This window comes from Clostridium estertheticum (assembly GCF_018861295.1).
Lineage (GTDB): Bacteria > Bacillota > Clostridia > Clostridiales > Clostridiaceae > Clostridium_AD > Clostridium_AD estertheticum_D.
Map to the genome: position 1 here is coordinate 16,851 of NZ_JAHLDM010000016.1, position 15,409 is coordinate 32,259.

Here is a 15,409-nt window from a genome sequence, read left to right on the forward strand (position 1 = left end):
AATACGGTTTTCATAATACTTTTGATGGATTCTATTATCCATATCGCACCAGCGAAGAACGTTGGGCATTTATTGCACGTTCGGGATGTTGTATATTAGATGCACAAGTTGGAAAAGCATATGAGGATTTGCAATGGCTACTAAAAGATAAGAATTATTATATTCTCACAACTAATCAGGATACACAGTTTGAAAAAGTATTTCCTATTGAGAAAATTAGTGCTATTCAAGGGGATTGGAAATATTTACAGTGTAATAGAAGATGTCATGATAAACTCTACGATTCCGTGGAACTACTTCACAAAATTAATGCGGAAATAGATGTGGCTTTGAAAATTCCAACAGAAATGGGTCCGCATTGTCCTCATTGTGGAGCAGAACTTGAGCCATGGGTACGCTCTCGTGTATTTTTGGAAGGAAAGAAATATAAAGAAGAGCACCAAAAATTAAGTGATTTCCTTAGAAAAAATATGAATAAAAAGGTTTTGTTTCTGGAACTCGGTGTAGGAAGGATGACGCCAATGTTTATTCAGGAACCATAGAGTATGAGATTCCTGTATTCTAAAATATGTAGTAATTATCCTAACATTGTGTCTGCTATTGATAATAGGCATGGTGTGTATAATGAAAAATTGCAAAAAGTACATTAATTGGAGTTTTTTTCCGAATATTGATTGCCGGATACAATAAAATATATAGAAAGTGAGTGAAATAGAATGAGCTTTTATGAAGATTTAGTAATGAAAACACAGAGGAAAAATTATTCAGGAAATTATGGAATTTATGCTTCTGGAGGAACCGCAGTAAAGATGAGTAAAAAGAAAGCTTTACCATATGAGAATCAGATAGAAGAATTTGTAAAAAAGATAGAGGAAGCGGAATGCATTGTAGTTGGTGGTGCGTCTGGTTTATCTGCGGCGGGTGGTGGAGATTTTTATTATGATGATACACCATCCTATAGGGAGTATTTTGGAAAGTTTGCAGAAAAGTATGGATTTAATGGCGCTTTCGCAGGTATTATGCATCAGTTTTCCACAAGAGAAGAACATTGGGGATATCTGGCAACCTTTTTATATACCACCGTACATGCACCTATTAGAAAGCCGTACAAGGATTTGGATGAAATCATTAAGGGTAAGGATTTTCATATTTTGACAACGAATCAGGATACACAGTTTGTAAAACTCTATAAAGAGGAAATAGTAAGTGAGATTCAGGGAGATCATCGTTTCCTTCAATGCAGCAGACAATGCTGTGATGAGACTTGGGATGCAGTAAAACCGGTAGAGGATATGATTGATTCCATGGGAGAAGGTACTAAGGTTGCAACAGAGCTGATTCCACACTGTTCTCACTGTGGTGCAGAAATGTTTCCATGGGTACGAGGCTATGGTAATTTCTTGCAGGGAAAGAAATATGAAGAGCAGTATCAGAAAATATCGGACTATATCCAAAAAAATAAAGACAAAAAGATATTGTTTATTGAATTAGGGGTAGGACGCATGACACCGATGTTTATTCAGGAGCCATTTTGGGAACTGACAGAAAGTCTAAGAGATGCATATTACATTGCTGTCAATGATAAGTATGAATTAATTCCAGAGAAAATTGAAGACAATGGAATGGCAATTGTTGGAAGCATAGTGGATGTATTGGAAGCTGTAAAAAAAGTTAAAATGAAGAGGTGTATTTATGAATCAATATGAAATAATAGCAAAGAAAATACAGGAGACAGATGCCATATTAGTTGGCGCAAGCAATGGATTTTCTATTTCTGAGGGTCTGCATATTTTCGCAGATAATCAGAAATTTGAAAATCTGTTTGGAGATTTTAAAAAAACATACGGAATTAGAAATATCTTAGAAGGAATGTATACAAGATTCCCCTCAGAGGAAGTAAAGTGGACATTTATTAGCAGACTTGCCAATCATTATAGTGGCAATTATACAGGAAGCGAAAATACAAATGCTTTAAAAAAAATTATTGGAAATAAACCTTATTTTATGGTTACTTCCAACGGAGAAAACCATTTTGAACTTGCAGGATTTCAACCGGACTGTATTTATGAAATTGAAGGAAGTTGGAAGGAAATGCAATGTGCAAAGCCTTGTCATAAAGAATTATATCCTGCATTTGCTGCTATTAAGAAAATGAGTGAAGTAGAGCGAAATGGCAGAATCCCCACAGAACTTGTACCCAAATGCCCAAAGTGCGGCGGACCTATGCAGATTCATGGTGCTGGGGAAGGTTTTATTCCTGATGAAGTAGCGCATAATAGATTTCAGGAGTTTATACAAAAGTATCATGGCAGAAATATGGTCATATTAGAGCTGGGAATTGGATGGAGAAATCAGTTGATTAAGGCACCATTTATGAGATGGGCTGCTGAAGAGCCGAATGTAACCTATGTTGCTGTAAATAAGGGAGAAATCTACTTACCGGATGAGATTAAGGCAAAGTCTTTTGGGTTGGATGGAGATATGGAAAAAATTCTAAAAGAGATAGCAGATAAGATGTGATATTTATTGACTGATTATTGCTTCAAATAGCGTATTTAAAAATTGAAAGCGTTAGGAGAACTATGTATGGAAGAAAAACTTGTAAAAGTATGAATTACCTCAATCAATGAAAAGCAGGTTTGTGATGAAAAGTATATTTTAATTCAGACCAGACAAAAACCAGACGGAGGAACAACAAATGGATTGATTTAAATTCCTATTGGTAAGATTCGTTAATATTAAAGTGTTTTTCAAGCTTTCGTCGTGAAATAGAAGAAGAAACAGGAGTGAATGTGACGAAAATCTTTGGAGAAGAAAATACTGTATCCCAATCTGTTGGCAAGGACAGAATAATTTCTTTTGAGCCATTTTGCATAACACAGAATCTTTCAGGAATGTATTCTATCATTGTTCGCACTTTTTGCTACGAAGCGGAGAGTGAACTATTGACAATGAGCAACGAGACACAAAGTATTCACTGGGAAAATGTTGTGTTTTGAAAGAAGGTAAACTGATGAAATGGAAGTTCTTGCACAGGCATTCGCATTTTATGATTCCAGAAGGCTGGGAGCTTGACGGAAGACAGCAGGAACTTCAAAGAAAAGCAAAGATTGAAGATATAGAAAGTATAGAATTGGTTGAATTATGTACGGATATTTGTATGGTAACCAATGTTCTCTTACTGAAAGCTTATATGCCGGAAATCCCGATTTATGTGGATGCTTCGTGTTGTACAGGTGTAACACCGGAAAAACACAAAGCTGCATGATATAACGATTTTTTCATCGGTGAGAATTGTGATGTTACAATCATGACGGGGTGTGGCTGTGGTGTATTTTAAAGAGAAATCTATACAGGAAGGCAAAGAAAAGTTAGAAAATACGATAGAAATATATGAAATTGTACAAGGAGTTGTATATGGTAAAATAAAGCCGATAACAACATGGTTGGAGGGATGATACCATATAAATACTTAAAATGTGGCGGAGTTATTCCACTAAAAGAATACAATGGCATATGTGGAAAAAATCACAAGTATAATTAAGAAAACCATAGAGGAACAGTAATTTCTATGGTTTTTACTTTAATTATTAATAATTTCTCCGAAGGAGTGTGTCGCAGACACCTTTGTTCTCTAAAAATATTTTATTTCAAAATTATTTATTTAATTAATTAGTGTAGGATAGCTCTACATTTTTATTATAAAGATCAATAATATGCTCCAATGTGATTTCTTTCATTTTATGTTCAGCAGTTTCTTGGATTTCATCATAATATTTCTGTAATGAAAGCTGAATATTCGTACCCACACCACAATCGGGATTGGTTTGCGTATCAAGGTGTAATAGAGTCTTGTTACCCTCTACAGCACGGTAGAGATCTAGAATCGTGATATCAGCAGCTTCTTTTGCTAATGATGGTTTAGCATGTCCGGTAACACTGTTTAATAATCCTGTTTCTCGTAATTTCATCATGATTTGCCTTACGCATCCGGGATTTGTCTGAATGCTTTTGGCGATAGCTGTACTGCTTAAATTAGAACATGGATTAATTTTAATAAAAACTAATATATGTACTGCCTGGCTTAGTTTAGTTGAATATTTCATAAAAATAATGCTCCTTGTTGTTAAAATATTTTTAACAGCTACTTGACTTTGTAAAAGTGTGATGTTACACTGAAATTGCTGTTAATTTAATATTATCAGCAACCTCAAAAGAAGTCAAGGAAGATAAGGAGCGGTTAAAGATGGATAAATTGAACTACTCGCAGCAAATTAAAAAAATTATAGAAAAAATTGAAGAATCAGATGCTATTCTGATTGGTGCAAGCAATGGATTTTCTATTTGTGAAGGCTTACATTTGTTTGGAGGAGATCAAGCTTTTCAAGAATTATTTCCTGATTTTATCGAAAAGTATGGATTTTCCAATATTCTTGAGGCGAGCATTTTTAAATTTCCTAAGGAAGAGGAAAAATGGACTTATTTGAGCAGGTTAATCTGGCATTATAGCGGTACTTATCATGGAAGTTCGGTTATGGATAGTCTTAAGTCTATTATAATGGATAAACCGTATTTCATTGTTACATCTAATGGAGAAGGGCATTTTTCATTAGCAGGATTGGAGAATGAACAGATTTATGAAATAGAAGGAAATTGGTTTTCTATGCAGTGTGCTCATAGATGCCATGACACATTGTATCCATCAATGGATGTGATAAAGAAAATGGCAGAAGTACAACAAACAGGAAAGATAACATCTGAAATGATTCCTAAGTGCCCAGTTTGTGGTAGAGAAATGCAGATTCACGTAGCAACAGATCATAATTTTATTCCAGATTCTGATGGTCAGAAAAGATTCCAATCATTTGTAAATAAATATCATGGAAAGGAGCTAGTAGTATTAGAGTTGGGTATTGGTTGTAGAAACCAAATGATAAAGGCACCGCTTATGAATCTTGTTAACCAAGAACCAAATGCAACATATGTCACAGTTAACAAGGGTGAAATCTATATTCCAGAAGTTATTAAACATAAGTCTTTTGGGGTGGATGGTGACATGACAGAAATTTTAACATTATTAAAAGAAAAAATAACTAGTATGTAGTAAATTAAAAAAACATTAGCAGGAAAAGTATGTTATAGATAATATGTTTAATGGTTTTTATTACAGATTTTCAACTAGAGAGGGACGTTGGGCTTATATGGCCATAGGCTTGTGATTATGAATTTTTGGAAGATGACTGCTAGTTATAAAAATACATTCTATGTAAGTGTAAACCATAAAAAAACCAGTGCGCCGGAAGATCTGCAAGGAAGAGCTATGGCAATTTCAGACGATATTGCTAATGTACTTAGTAATTTGCGTATTAAAGTGCAAGGTAAATAATTTTTATATAGAGAGGAAGATAAAAATGTTTTTGGAAAATATTTTAGATAATCCTACATGCCAGCCAGTTGCAGAGCGCTATAAAAAATGGTATGAATTCATGGAGAAAAATGTTGAGTTTTCCTTTATTGATAGTGAAATGCACACAAAACACCATTGTGCCCGTGTGTTATTGCTGGCACTTATAATAGCACATCAAATTGGTTTGAGTGATGAAGAAATGAATGCACTAAGCATGGCAGCTGTTTTTCATGATTCTCGCCGCTTAGATGACTGGCTGGATACAGGACATGGAAAGCGGGCAGCAGAATATTATAAAGAAAGCTATTCTAAATATGATATTTCTTTTGATGAAAGGACTTATTATGTTATGGCTTATCATGATAGAGACGATGCGCTTGGTGTTGCAGAGATTAAAAAGTCGCCTGCTTTAAGCGAAAACTGCATATTGTTATATAAGATATTCAAGGATTCTGACGGATTAGATCGTTTTAGGTTAGGTCCAGATGGCTTGGAGGTGAATATGCTTCGAACAAAGGAAGCATCTAAACTTGTTGATTTTGCAAAATACCTTTTGAAGAAAAGCAGTGAGTAGATAATGCGTATTTAGAAGTATTAAAATAGTTTGTAATTTAAATTAAAATCTGTTTGTAGTAAGAATTACATATTCCATAATGGTATTTGAGTAAAGGAACAAATAAAGATATTTAAAATAGTAAAAAATGTGATATTCCTTAGAAAGATAAATAGTTTGATAATGAATATTACAACTGTGTTATAGAGGAGTGATTAAAAGATGAACGTTCTAGTAGTAACTGATATGCAAAATGATTTTATTGATGGAGCCCTTGGTACAAAGGAAGCTTTACAGATTGTTGATTCTGTAAAAGCTAAGATTGACAGTTACCTTTCAGCTGGTGAAACAGTCATTTATACACAAGACACCCATACCAGAGATTACCTTAAGACGCAGGAAGGACAAAAGTTACCTATTGAGCATTGTATAGAAGGGACATCTGGCTGGAAAATCTCAAAAAGAGTATATGTAAGTGGATGCCAGGTGATTAAGAAGCCGGCTTTTGGCTCATTAAAACTTGCAGAATTGATTGGTGAGATGAAAGATATAGAGGCTATAGAAGTAATAGGACTTTGTACAGATATTTGCGTTATTTCAAATGCAATGATTTTGAAAGCTAAAATGCCCGAGGTTCCGATTTTAGTTGATGCATCCTGCTGTGTGGGTACGACTTTTGAGAGTCATAAAAACGCACTGTATGCAATGAAGATGTGTCAAATTGAAGTGAGAGGAGGAAAATAAGATGATACAGTTTGATAAACGTAATATAAGCATGATGATGGATTTATATGAAATGACTATGGCAAACGCGTATTTTGCTAGGCAAAATGAAATGAAGAGAGTTGCATTTGATGTATTTTATCGCAAAAACCCAGATAAAGGAGGCTTTGCAATATTTGCAGGTCTAGAGCAGATAATAGAGTATGTAGAAAATATGCACTTTGATTCAGATGACATAGAATATTTTCGCTCCATGAGCCTATTTAGTGAAGACTTTTTGGAATATTTAAGGAATTTTAAGTTTTCAGGGGATATTTATGCCTTTGAGGAAGGAACAATCATGTACCCTAATGAACCAATAATTACAATAATAGCGCCCCTCATTGATGCTCAGTTAGTAGAAACAGCAATTCTTACACAAATCAACCATCAATCTTTAATTGCTACAAAAACAAGGCGAATTGTTAGTGCTGCTGGAGGTAGGGCGGTATCTGATTTCGGTGCAAGACGAGCCCATAATATCGATGCAGCTGTTTATGGTGCAAGAGCTGCGTATATAGGTGGAGCTAGTAGTACCTCAAACATCATGGCAGGAAAACAATTTGGTATGCCTGTCAGTGGAACCATGGCACACAGCTGGGTAATGTTTTATAAAGATGAATATGAGGCGTTTAAGAGTTACTCAGAAAATTATCCAGATGCAGCAGTGCTTCTAGTAGACACATATGATGTTATTCATTCTGGGATCCCAAATGCTATAAGAGTGGCAAAAGATGTTTTAGAGCCAATGGGGAAACGATTAAAGGGTGTACGACTAGATTCGGGAGACCTTGCATATCTATCTAAAAAGGTGCGTGCTATGCTTGATGAAGCTGGTCTTCAAGATTGTAATATTTTAGTATCAAATAGCTTGGATGAGTATACCATTACTTCGATCTTAAGCCAAGGTGGCGACATTGATGGTTTTGGTGTAGGAGAGCGTTTAATTACAGCTAAAAGCGACCCAGTATTTGGTGCAGTATATAAGATTGCTGCGGTGGAAGAAAATGAAACATTTGTATCTAGGATAAAGATATCAGAAACTATTGAGAAAATTACCAATCCTGGACTTAAAAAAGTATATCGTGTCTACTGTGAAGAAGGAAATGCAATAGCAGATTTAATCACCAAAGCAGACGAAACTATTGATATGAATAAATCATATAGATATGTTGATCCAGAAAAGCCATGGGAAAATCGATATTTTAAAAACTGTACAGTAAAAGAATTGCAGCAACTTGTAGTGAAAGATGGGAAACGGGTATATAAGGCGCGTAATCTAGATGAGATTCGCAGTTATGTAGAGAAACAGTTAGAAAAGGAAATTTGGAAAGAAGAGCAGCGATTTGAAAATCCACATAAACATTATCTTGATATGAGTCCTTGTTACTATGAATTAAAGATGAAAATGCTCCATGAATCTCAGTGTGAAGGATAACATAAAGTGTTAAGAAAACTTGTAATTATTACTGGAACATTTAATCCAGTTACAAAGGCTCATATCAAGCTTGCACTGTTGGCTATTGAGGTAATACAAGGTGCCACCGTGATTTATGTTCCAGCAAAAGATGCTTTCTTGAAATCCTGGAAGCATATGGAAGATGATGATATTCTGTCGGAACGTGAACGGATAGACATGCTTTCAATGGCAGTTGAGCCGTATGGTTTCTTTTACGATACCTGTGAAATCAATGTTACAGTTCCTGGAGATACCTATAATACCCTACATTATCTAGCGAAAAAGTATGAGGCAGATATTACTGAAGTCTATTATATTTTTGGTTCTGATAAGCTTACGGAATTGAAAAAATGGTATAAGTCTGATTTACTTCTTAGAGAATTTAAATTCCTAGTTGTAAGAAGGACTCATGATGAAGTAGAGGCTATTATAAATAAAGACAAGTTCTTAAGCAATAGCAAAGAACACTTTAAGATTTTACATGGAGAAGAATTTTTTCGGGATATAAGTGCAACTAGAGTTCGACAGGCAATAAGAGAAGGCAAGTTTAGTGAAATACGAGAGCTTGTGCCAAAAGAGGTTTGTTATTATTTGGAAAGTAGGTGTCAAAAATGAGTGATAAATTTGGATTTGTAAAAGTTGCGACTGGATCTTTTGATGTTACTGTTGGCAATCCGACAGCTAATAGTAAGGAAATAATTAACATCAGGCGACAGGCTGTAAAAGAGCGGGTAGAGGTTTTACTGTTCCCTGAGCTTGCCCTAACAGGGTATACTTGTGGTGATTTATTCTTACAATCTTACTTGACCAAGATGACTGAAGCTGCTTTGCAGGAAATACTGAAAGATGGCCAGAAGCACAACAATAAAATTATTACTATCATCGGACTGCCCCTAAGGCAAAGAGGGATGTTGTTTAATGTGGCTGCAATCATACAAGGAAGCAAAATTCTTGGCGTAGTGCCTAAAAGTTACTTGCCTAATCATTCTGAATATTATGAAAAAAGATGGTTCAGTCCTGCTTCCTCGCGTACTGAGAATACGGTGATGCTTTGTGGACAAAAGGTGCCATTCACACCTGATTTAATCGTTGAGGCACCAAATGGCATTCGACTGGCATGTGAAATTTGTGAGGATCTATGGGTTAACAACCCACCAAGTTCCAATCATACCATGTATGGAGCAAATCTTATTGTAAATCCTTCTGCATCTAATGAAGTAGCAACTAAGAGCCAGTACAGGCGTGATTTGGTAAGAATACAGTCGGCAAGATGCATGTGTGCATACCTTTATGCATCTTCTGGTCTAGGGGAAAGTACGACAGATCTCGTGTTTAGCGGACATAACATCATTGCTTATAACGGGTCAATAAAGGCTGAAGAAAAATATGGAACAGGGCTGTTGACCACGATTCTGGATATCGAAAAGTTGGAAAATGATCGAGTGAAGTTCATTAGTTTTTCACAAGGAATAGAAGGTGCCAGTGATAGTAGACGAAAATATATTATTGTCGAGGCAGAAGAAATAGTATCAGAAGAAGTGTCACCAGATTATGTAGACCCATTCCCATTTGTACCTAATGATAAAAGGAAAGAAGAACGTTGTAAGGAGATACTATATTTACAAGCTAGGGGATTGTCTGAGCGTTTGAAAAAGATTGGAATACAGAAAACAGTCATTGGCATTTCTGGAGGACTTGATAGTACCTTGGCTTTATTGGTTGCTGCTGATGCACATAAAATGATAGGATTACCGCTGGAGAATATTATTGGAATCACAATGCCTGGATTTGGAACATCTGAAAAAACAAAGACAAATTCTAATAGGCTTATGGAGTTAATGGGAATTACTTATAGTACTATTGACATCAAGGCATCATGTCTGCAACATTTCGAGGATATAGGCCATTCTTCAGACTGCTATGATGTAACATATGAAAATGTTCAAGCTAGAGAACGTACTCAGATTTTAATGGATGTTGCTAATATGGAAAATGCTTTAGTAATTGGAACTGGTGATTTATCAGAACTGGCACTTGGATGGAGTACTTATAACGGTGATCATATGTCCATGTATGCTGTTAATTCAGGTGTACCAAAAACTTTGGTAAAATACCTAGTGTCAACTTATGGACATATTAATCCAGAATTAAACGAAGTATTAGATTCTATTTGTAATACAACCATCAGTCCAGAATTACTCCCAATAGAAAAAGGAGAACATATACAATCTACAGAAGGAACAATAGGAAAATATGACCTGCATGATTTTTTTCTATACCATTTTATACGTAATGGCTTTAGTAAAGAAAAAATTCTTAAGCTCGCATATATCGCATTTAAAAATGTAATGCATGTGGAAATAGATAAGACACTGGATATATTTTTTGAACGTTTTTTCAGTCAGCAGTTTAAGCGTTCATGCCTTCCAGATGGACCTAAAGTTGGCACAGTATCGCTGTCACCTAGAGGTGATTGGAGAATGCCATCAGATGTAAAGTATCCGCATCAATAAGTAAATTTATTATTCACTGTTTGAGAATGTATGATTTGAAATAAAAAAAGTATACTAATAATTACAAAAAATTGATAAATCAATGTAAGATAAAGAGCAACTAGAAAAATTGAATTTAAGTTATGAACCTTCAAGAGTAAAAGCAGAAGATATAAAGAAAGCAGTAGATAAGACTATCGAAGAAGAAAACAAAGTGGATACAGATAAAGATAAAAAAGAAAAAGAAATGAAATTGATGTGGACGAAGTTTATAATATCTGCAATATTTACAGTACCATTACTTTATATATCAATGGGAAAGATGATAGGATATCCTATTCCAGGGGATGGAATTGAAGTTACTATGGGTAATAAAGATATTTTACTACGTAATAGAAAACTTAATAAGTGATAACAAATGCTTTAAGACTGAAGAGATTTAAGCCGACTAGATAGATATTATAGGAGTGAATTATATTGGGCAATAAGAAAAAGGTACATTTTATGGGAATATGCGGTAGTGGAGCGGCACCTATAGCAGTTATTGCAAAGAATATGGGATTTGATGTATCAGGGTGTGATTTAAATATGTCAGCTTATTATAATGATGCTCTTGTGAAAAATAGTATAGAGATTTTTAAAGGTCATGATTTAAATCATATAGAGAATGTTGATATCTTAGCCATATCACCTGCTATTTTAGATATTTCTCCTAATCATCCAGAAATAGTGGAAGCTAAAAAAAGAGGAATTTTAATGACATGGCAGGAGTTTTCAGCTAAATATGTACAAAATAAAAAATATGTTATTTCCATCTCAGGTACACATGGTAAATCTACAACTACAATTTTAATGGGACTTGTTCTAGAAAATGGAGGACTAGATCCAATTGTTGAAGCTGGAACCATCTTCAAGAATTGGGGAGGAGGTTATAGACTAGGAAAGTCAAAGTACTTTGTATGTGAAGCTGATGAATTCAATAATAACTTTTTAAATTACAATCCTTCGATAGCTATAATAAATAATATAGAGATGGATCATCCAGAGTTTTTCAAGGATGTAAATGAAGTTAAGGATTCTTTTAAAAACTTTATTAAAAAGCTTAAAGGACCGAAAATTTTAATTGTAAATGAAGATAGTACGTCTATTGGTGAAATATTATATGAATTAAAGGACTGGCTAAAAACTGAAGGTGTAAAAGTTATTGGCTACTATATAAATAATAAGCTTGAATTTCCTTTTAATACTGAGTATAGGGCAAAATTAAATTCAAATACCCCTGAATATTCATCATTTAAAGTAATAAGTGGAGACAAAGAAGATAATTTTAAGCTTGGATTAATAGGACAACATAATGTTCAAAACTCGTTAGGAGTATTGATTGCTGCCTTAGAGTTAGGTGTTGATATAGATATAATAAAGAATTCTTTTGAAAACTTTAAAGGAATAGGAAGAAGGTTGGAATTAATAGCAAATATTGATGAAGTTAAGGTTTTTGATGACTTTGCTCATCATCCTACAGCAGTAGCAATTACATTAGATTCAATTAGACTTAGTTACCCAGGGAAAAAGATTTTTGCTATTTTCGAACCTCATCAGCTCTCAAGAACAAAGCTATTTTTTCATGAGTTCGCTACAGCATTAAAGAAAGCTGATAGAGTTATTATTACAAGACCTTTTTTAGGACGAGAGGCAAATAAAAACTTAGAGCCAGTCGATTTAGACATGTTAAGTGATGAAATAGGTGTAAACAAAGCTGAATATATAGAAAACTTTGATAAAGTATGTGAAAAAATTCTTAGCGAAGCTAAAAATGGAGATATAATAGTTTTTGGAGCAGGAGAATCTTATAAATTATCGAGAAAGATTATTGATTTATTAAATAAAAAACACGGTTTAGTAAAGTGACTTAGAAGATTTTTATTTATTATGTTCACCCCATTGGCATATTCCCTTCATAATATGTAATAAATGAGTTTAATTATTATGCCATTAGAAGGATATTTGTTAACATTATTAATAGCTATATTTGTAGGCGTAATTGGTGGAGTTTTACTACAAAAAGGTATTTATTATTTAGGGGCATCGTTAACAGCTATATTATCAACATTAATAATCCATGTTGATTGTATATCGTTGAATTATGCCAATGTCCTCCAGCTGCTCTACACGATTCTTGGCAGCTTGACCAGAGAGATAGATTTTTGCTCCAAGTTCTTTCATAGAAATGCGTCCGTCATGAGACAAGATTTTGACGATAGCATCATCTATTTCATCGAGTTGGCGTTCTTTATTTGACATTAGAAATTCTCCTTTCAGATTATTTGTTGTATTATAGCATGTTTTCGACAAAAATTAAAGAATACTATAAAATGCTATATTTAGGTTTGTTATGAATAATATTTTCTGATTTGATTTTTTCAAGTAAAAAGGGCAAAAGACTTGATTTAGATTATGTACAGTAGATTCAGTAATTCCTATAATAAAGATAGTTCAGAAAAAAAGATTTTTCTAGAAATATGAATTAAAGGAGGACTTGATATGTTCAAGAAAATTTTTATTTGGGCACTGGTAGTAGGCATAATTGTACTAGGAGTGTTCACTTTTCAAAAAATGTATATTCCAAAGGGGACGGTAAAAGATGATTCACATGTGACAGTAGAATATCAGCATGTACGAAATGCTACGGCTAAGATTAAATATGGTGGCAGTACATTCCTTGTTGATCCATTTCTGGCAAAAAAGGATGCCTATCCTGGCTTTGAATCAGCCATCGAGAATCCTAATCAACGTATTCCAATTATTGATATGGCTGAACCAGCAGAGAAAGTTATTGATGGAATTGACGCAGTTATAGTTACCCATACTCATTTGGATCATTGGGATGAAGCAGCTCAAAAGCTGTTACCAAAGGATATTCCTTTATTTGTGCAGAATGCTGGGGATGCAAGTATCATAAGAGCACAGGGCTTTAAAGATGTTCGTGTCGTTGGCAAGAATACACCTTTTGGTAATGTAAAGATTAGTAAGACAGGTGGTCAGCATGGCACGGATGAAATGTATGAAATTCCTGGAACAGCAGAAGTCTTGAATGAAGCAATGGGCTTTGTACTTCAAACGGAAGGGGCTAAAACAGTTTATGTCGTTGGCGATACGATTTGGAATCAGTATGTGGATGATGCTTTAGCAATGTATAATCCTGATATTGTGATATTGAATACTGGTTATGCACGCATAAAAGGTCTGAATGGCAAAGCATTCTCTGGTAGTCTCATCATGGGGACAGATGATATCGTCCATGCCTATAAGGCTGTTCCGAAGGCGCAGATTATCACTGTGCATATGGATACTGTAAATCATACAATGGTAACGAGTGATGATGTGCGTAAGCTTATAAAAGAAAGGAAAATGGAGGATCGTGTATCTGTACCACGTGATGGTGAGATATTGAGGTATTGATAATGAATAAGTAAAAATGCTGGAATGGTATTGACACTCAAAAATATACAGATATATTTGTAGAATTATGTACAAAATAAATGTGTTCAATTATGTTGAAATAATATCAACATATTGCTGTAGCAATTCCAGCTATTAAGATTTTAGAAGCATCAATAGGAAAATAAAAATTATCAAGTACAAAGAATTGTGACTGTCGCTATGCGGCAGTCTTTTACGTAATTAATTTATAAAGTTCATATGTGGCACTGGCTAAGGTAGAACGTAAAAGCTGATTGTCTGATCTAATTCAGAAAGTATTTGATACCAGATGTAATAAACTGATCAATGACAGATTTTATTTTTTCCCAATCGGTAGATTGATTTTTTATCATCATTTTGATAAGTGTATGACAACCATTGATTTGAAACTGAAGTATAGCTTCAGCCTCTTCAAAGGTTAGTGAACTTTGTTCCATAAGTTTTTTGATAAAGTCTACTTTTGTAGATTCAATAATTTTATCAATCAGCCTGGCTGAAGTAATCGCATCGAAAAAAAGTGGCTGATAAATTCCCTTATGTCGCATTTTTTCACAGAGGGGATAAGAACATTGTTCTTGATTTAAGCATAAAGCAGAGTTTAAGACATAGTGAGTATCAGATAATGCATCCGTTATAATATCATCGAGTACATGATATATATCTATGTAATGCAGGTAGAATGTTCCACGGTTAATTTCTGCAATTTTGCAAAGTTCAGTAACGGTTATTTTTGAAAAAGGTTTTTTAGAAAGTTCAGATAATAAAGTTTCTTTTATTATTTTTTGAGTATAAAGTGTTCTACGATCTTTTTTCTTTTCTGTAGTCATATGTAAATCTCCTTTTTATAAACAATTATAAGAATATGTTTAGAAACAATACAGCGTAAAGAAATTGCTGATTGAATAAATTATTTATTTAATTATAATAAGAAATGACGAAAATATCAACAATATGTTCATGAACTAACACTTTGTTCAGAAAAGAGTGAAAATGCATCAAATTTTATTTGTATGCAGATTGTTTAATTGATTATAGTTTTCGTGCATCAAAATGAAACAGGGAATGTTTAGGTATTTCTAACAACAAGTATCTTTTCTATAAAGCATATAGTATCCCCGTTATTATATATATCAAAAAGGTAAGTCTTAAGTGTTAAACAATCTCAGACGTGGTCTTCCTAATTGTAAGAAGTCGAATAAAGGGTGCCAATATTTAATCAGAAATTATACATATTTAAGATGTTGTCTTTGTGCTTT

Annotated in this window: 18 protein-coding genes; 15 read left to right on the forward strand and 3 right to left on the reverse strand. The window is 34.0% G+C overall.

The window, feature by feature from the left end:
• Positions 1-128 precede the first annotated feature (128 nt).
• The 5 genes from KPL54_RS15420 to KPL54_RS26540 all read left to right on the forward strand — a co-directional run bounded on the left by KPL54_RS15420 (position 129) and on the right by KPL54_RS26540 (position 3,458).
• Positions 129-542: a hypothetical protein gene (locus tag KPL54_RS15420; RefSeq protein ID WP_071613698.1), complete on the forward strand. Its 414-nt coding sequence runs from the start codon at positions 129-131 to the stop codon at positions 540-542.
• 174 nt (positions 543-716) lie between these two features.
• Positions 717-1,706, forward strand: a complete 990-nt coding sequence (locus KPL54_RS15425) for an NAD-dependent protein deacetylase (RefSeq protein WP_216107405.1) — start codon at positions 717-719, stop codon at positions 1,704-1,706.
• A complete protein-coding gene (locus KPL54_RS15430; RefSeq protein ID WP_216107406.1) occupies positions 1,693-2,520 on the forward strand; it encodes an NAD-dependent protein deacetylase, SIR2 family in 828 nt (275 codons plus the stop codon). The genes KPL54_RS15425 and KPL54_RS15430 overlap by 14 nt, the downstream gene beginning before the upstream one ends.
• A gap of 508 nt (positions 2,521-3,028) precedes the next feature.
• The gene (locus KPL54_RS15435) at positions 3,029-3,268 is read left to right on the forward strand and encodes a hypothetical protein (protein ID WP_151553359.1); all 240 of its coding nucleotides are present in this window, start codon (positions 3,029-3,031) and stop codon (positions 3,266-3,268) included.
• Between the two features lie 58 nt (positions 3,269-3,326).
• Positions 3,327-3,458, forward strand: a complete 132-nt coding sequence (locus KPL54_RS26540; RefSeq protein WP_257786552.1) for a hypothetical protein — start codon at positions 3,327-3,329, stop codon at positions 3,456-3,458.
• A 210-nt stretch (positions 3,459-3,668) separates the two neighbouring features.
• Here KPL54_RS26540 and KPL54_RS15440 read toward each other — a convergent pair whose 3' ends face one another.
• Positions 3,669-4,106, reverse strand: a complete 438-nt coding sequence (locus tag KPL54_RS15440; protein WP_216107407.1) for an Rrf2 family transcriptional regulator — start codon at positions 4,104-4,106, stop codon at positions 3,669-3,671.
• A gap of 140 nt (positions 4,107-4,246) precedes the next feature.
• On the opposite strand from KPL54_RS15440, the gene KPL54_RS15445 reads away from it, so the two are divergent.
• The 9 genes from KPL54_RS15445 (at position 4,247) to murC (ending at position 12,581) form a co-directional block, all read left to right on the forward strand.
• Complete coding sequence (locus tag KPL54_RS15445; RefSeq protein ID WP_253203495.1) at positions 4,247-5,104, forward strand: NAD-dependent protein deacetylase, SIR2 family; 858 nt, start codon at positions 4,247-4,249, stop codon at positions 5,102-5,104.
• 87 nt (positions 5,105-5,191) lie between these two features.
• Positions 5,192-5,386 carry a hypothetical protein gene (locus KPL54_RS15450; RefSeq protein ID WP_216107408.1) on the forward strand — a complete coding sequence of 65 codons (195 nt, stop codon included), beginning with the start codon at positions 5,192-5,194 and terminating at the stop codon, positions 5,384-5,386.
• A gap of 25 nt (positions 5,387-5,411) precedes the next feature.
• The gene (locus KPL54_RS15455; RefSeq protein ID WP_216107409.1) at positions 5,412-5,981 is read left to right on the forward strand and encodes an HD domain-containing protein; all 570 of its coding nucleotides are present in this window, start codon (positions 5,412-5,414) and stop codon (positions 5,979-5,981) included.
• A gap of 201 nt (positions 5,982-6,182) precedes the next feature.
• Positions 6,183-6,704, forward strand: coding sequence for a cysteine hydrolase family protein (locus tag KPL54_RS15460; protein WP_216107410.1), 522 nt, complete (start codon positions 6,183-6,185; stop codon positions 6,702-6,704).
• Between the two features lies 1 nt (position 6,705).
• Positions 6,706-8,160, forward strand: coding sequence for a nicotinate phosphoribosyltransferase (locus KPL54_RS15465; RefSeq protein ID WP_216107411.1), 1,455 nt, complete (start codon positions 6,706-6,708; stop codon positions 8,158-8,160).
• Between the two features lie 6 nt (positions 8,161-8,166).
• Entirely contained in the window at positions 8,167-8,796 is a 630-nt protein-coding gene (locus tag KPL54_RS15470) for a nicotinate-nicotinamide nucleotide adenylyltransferase (protein ID WP_216107412.1), read from the forward strand.
• Entirely contained in the window at positions 8,793-10,694 is a 1,902-nt protein-coding gene (locus KPL54_RS15475) for an NAD(+) synthase (protein WP_216107413.1), read from the forward strand. The genes KPL54_RS15470 and KPL54_RS15475 overlap by 4 nt, the downstream gene beginning before the upstream one ends.
• A gap of 109 nt (positions 10,695-10,803) precedes the next feature.
• Positions 10,804-11,085, forward strand: coding sequence for a hypothetical protein (locus KPL54_RS15480; RefSeq protein WP_216107414.1), 282 nt, complete (start codon positions 10,804-10,806; stop codon positions 11,083-11,085).
• 65 nt (positions 11,086-11,150) lie between these two features.
• The gene (gene murC, locus KPL54_RS15485) at positions 11,151-12,581 is read left to right on the forward strand and encodes a UDP-N-acetylmuramate--L-alanine ligase (RefSeq protein WP_216107415.1); all 1,431 of its coding nucleotides are present in this window, start codon (positions 11,151-11,153) and stop codon (positions 12,579-12,581) included.
• Positions 12,582-12,782: 201 nt separating this feature from the next.
• On the opposite strand, the gene KPL54_RS15490 is transcribed toward murC, so the two are convergent.
• Positions 12,783-12,974, reverse strand: a complete 192-nt coding sequence (locus KPL54_RS15490) for an AsnC family transcriptional regulator (RefSeq protein WP_216107416.1) — start codon at positions 12,972-12,974, stop codon at positions 12,783-12,785.
• 240 nt (positions 12,975-13,214) lie between these two features.
• Here KPL54_RS15490 and KPL54_RS15495 point away from each other — a divergent pair, with 240 nt between their 5' ends.
• Positions 13,215-14,132 carry an MBL fold metallo-hydrolase gene (locus KPL54_RS15495; RefSeq protein WP_216107417.1) on the forward strand — a complete coding sequence of 306 codons (918 nt, stop codon included), beginning with the start codon at positions 13,215-13,217 and terminating at the stop codon, positions 14,130-14,132.
• A gap of 284 nt (positions 14,133-14,416) precedes the next feature.
• Here the strand turns inward: KPL54_RS15495 and KPL54_RS15500 are convergent, their stop codons facing one another.
• Positions 14,417-14,980 (reverse strand): TetR/AcrR family transcriptional regulator, encoded by a 564-nt coding sequence (locus KPL54_RS15500; RefSeq protein WP_216107418.1) that lies wholly within the window; start codon positions 14,978-14,980, stop codon positions 14,417-14,419.
• Positions 14,981-15,409: the final 429 nt, after the last annotated feature.

What these genes read in the sequence shown, in the direction of transcription:
- KPL54_RS15460 (WP_216107410.1), top strand. Translation starts at nt 6,183, where the DNA reads ATGAACGTTCTAGTAGTAACTGATATGCAAAATGATTTTATTGATGGA.
- KPL54_RS15425 (WP_216107405.1), top strand. Translation starts at nt 717, where the DNA reads ATGAGCTTTTATGAAGATTTAGTAATGAAAACACAGAGGAAAAATTAT.
- KPL54_RS15440 (WP_216107407.1), bottom strand. Translation starts at nt 4,106, where the DNA reads ATGAAATATTCAACTAAACTAAGCCAGGCAGTACATATATTAGTTTTT.
- KPL54_RS15495 (WP_216107417.1), top strand. Translation starts at nt 13,215, where the DNA reads ATGTTCAAGAAAATTTTTATTTGGGCACTGGTAGTAGGCATAATTGTA.
- KPL54_RS15465 (WP_216107411.1), top strand. Translation starts at nt 6,706, where the DNA reads ATGATACAGTTTGATAAACGTAATATAAGCATGATGATGGATTTATAT.
- KPL54_RS15490 (WP_216107416.1), bottom strand. Translation starts at nt 12,974, where the DNA reads ATGTCAAATAAAGAACGCCAACTCGATGAAATAGATGATGCTATCGTC.
- KPL54_RS15430 (WP_216107406.1), top strand. Translation starts at nt 1,693, where the DNA reads ATGAATCAATATGAAATAATAGCAAAGAAAATACAGGAGACAGATGCC.
- KPL54_RS15445 (WP_253203495.1), top strand. Translation starts at nt 4,247, where the DNA reads ATGGATAAATTGAACTACTCGCAGCAAATTAAAAAAATTATAGAAAAA.
- KPL54_RS15500 (WP_216107418.1), bottom strand. Translation starts at nt 14,980, where the DNA reads ATGACTACAGAAAAGAAAAAAGATCGTAGAACACTTTATACTCAAAAA.
- KPL54_RS15475 (WP_216107413.1), top strand. Translation starts at nt 8,793, where the DNA reads ATGAGTGATAAATTTGGATTTGTAAAAGTTGCGACTGGATCTTTTGAT.
- KPL54_RS15455 (WP_216107409.1), top strand. Translation starts at nt 5,412, where the DNA reads ATGTTTTTGGAAAATATTTTAGATAATCCTACATGCCAGCCAGTTGCA.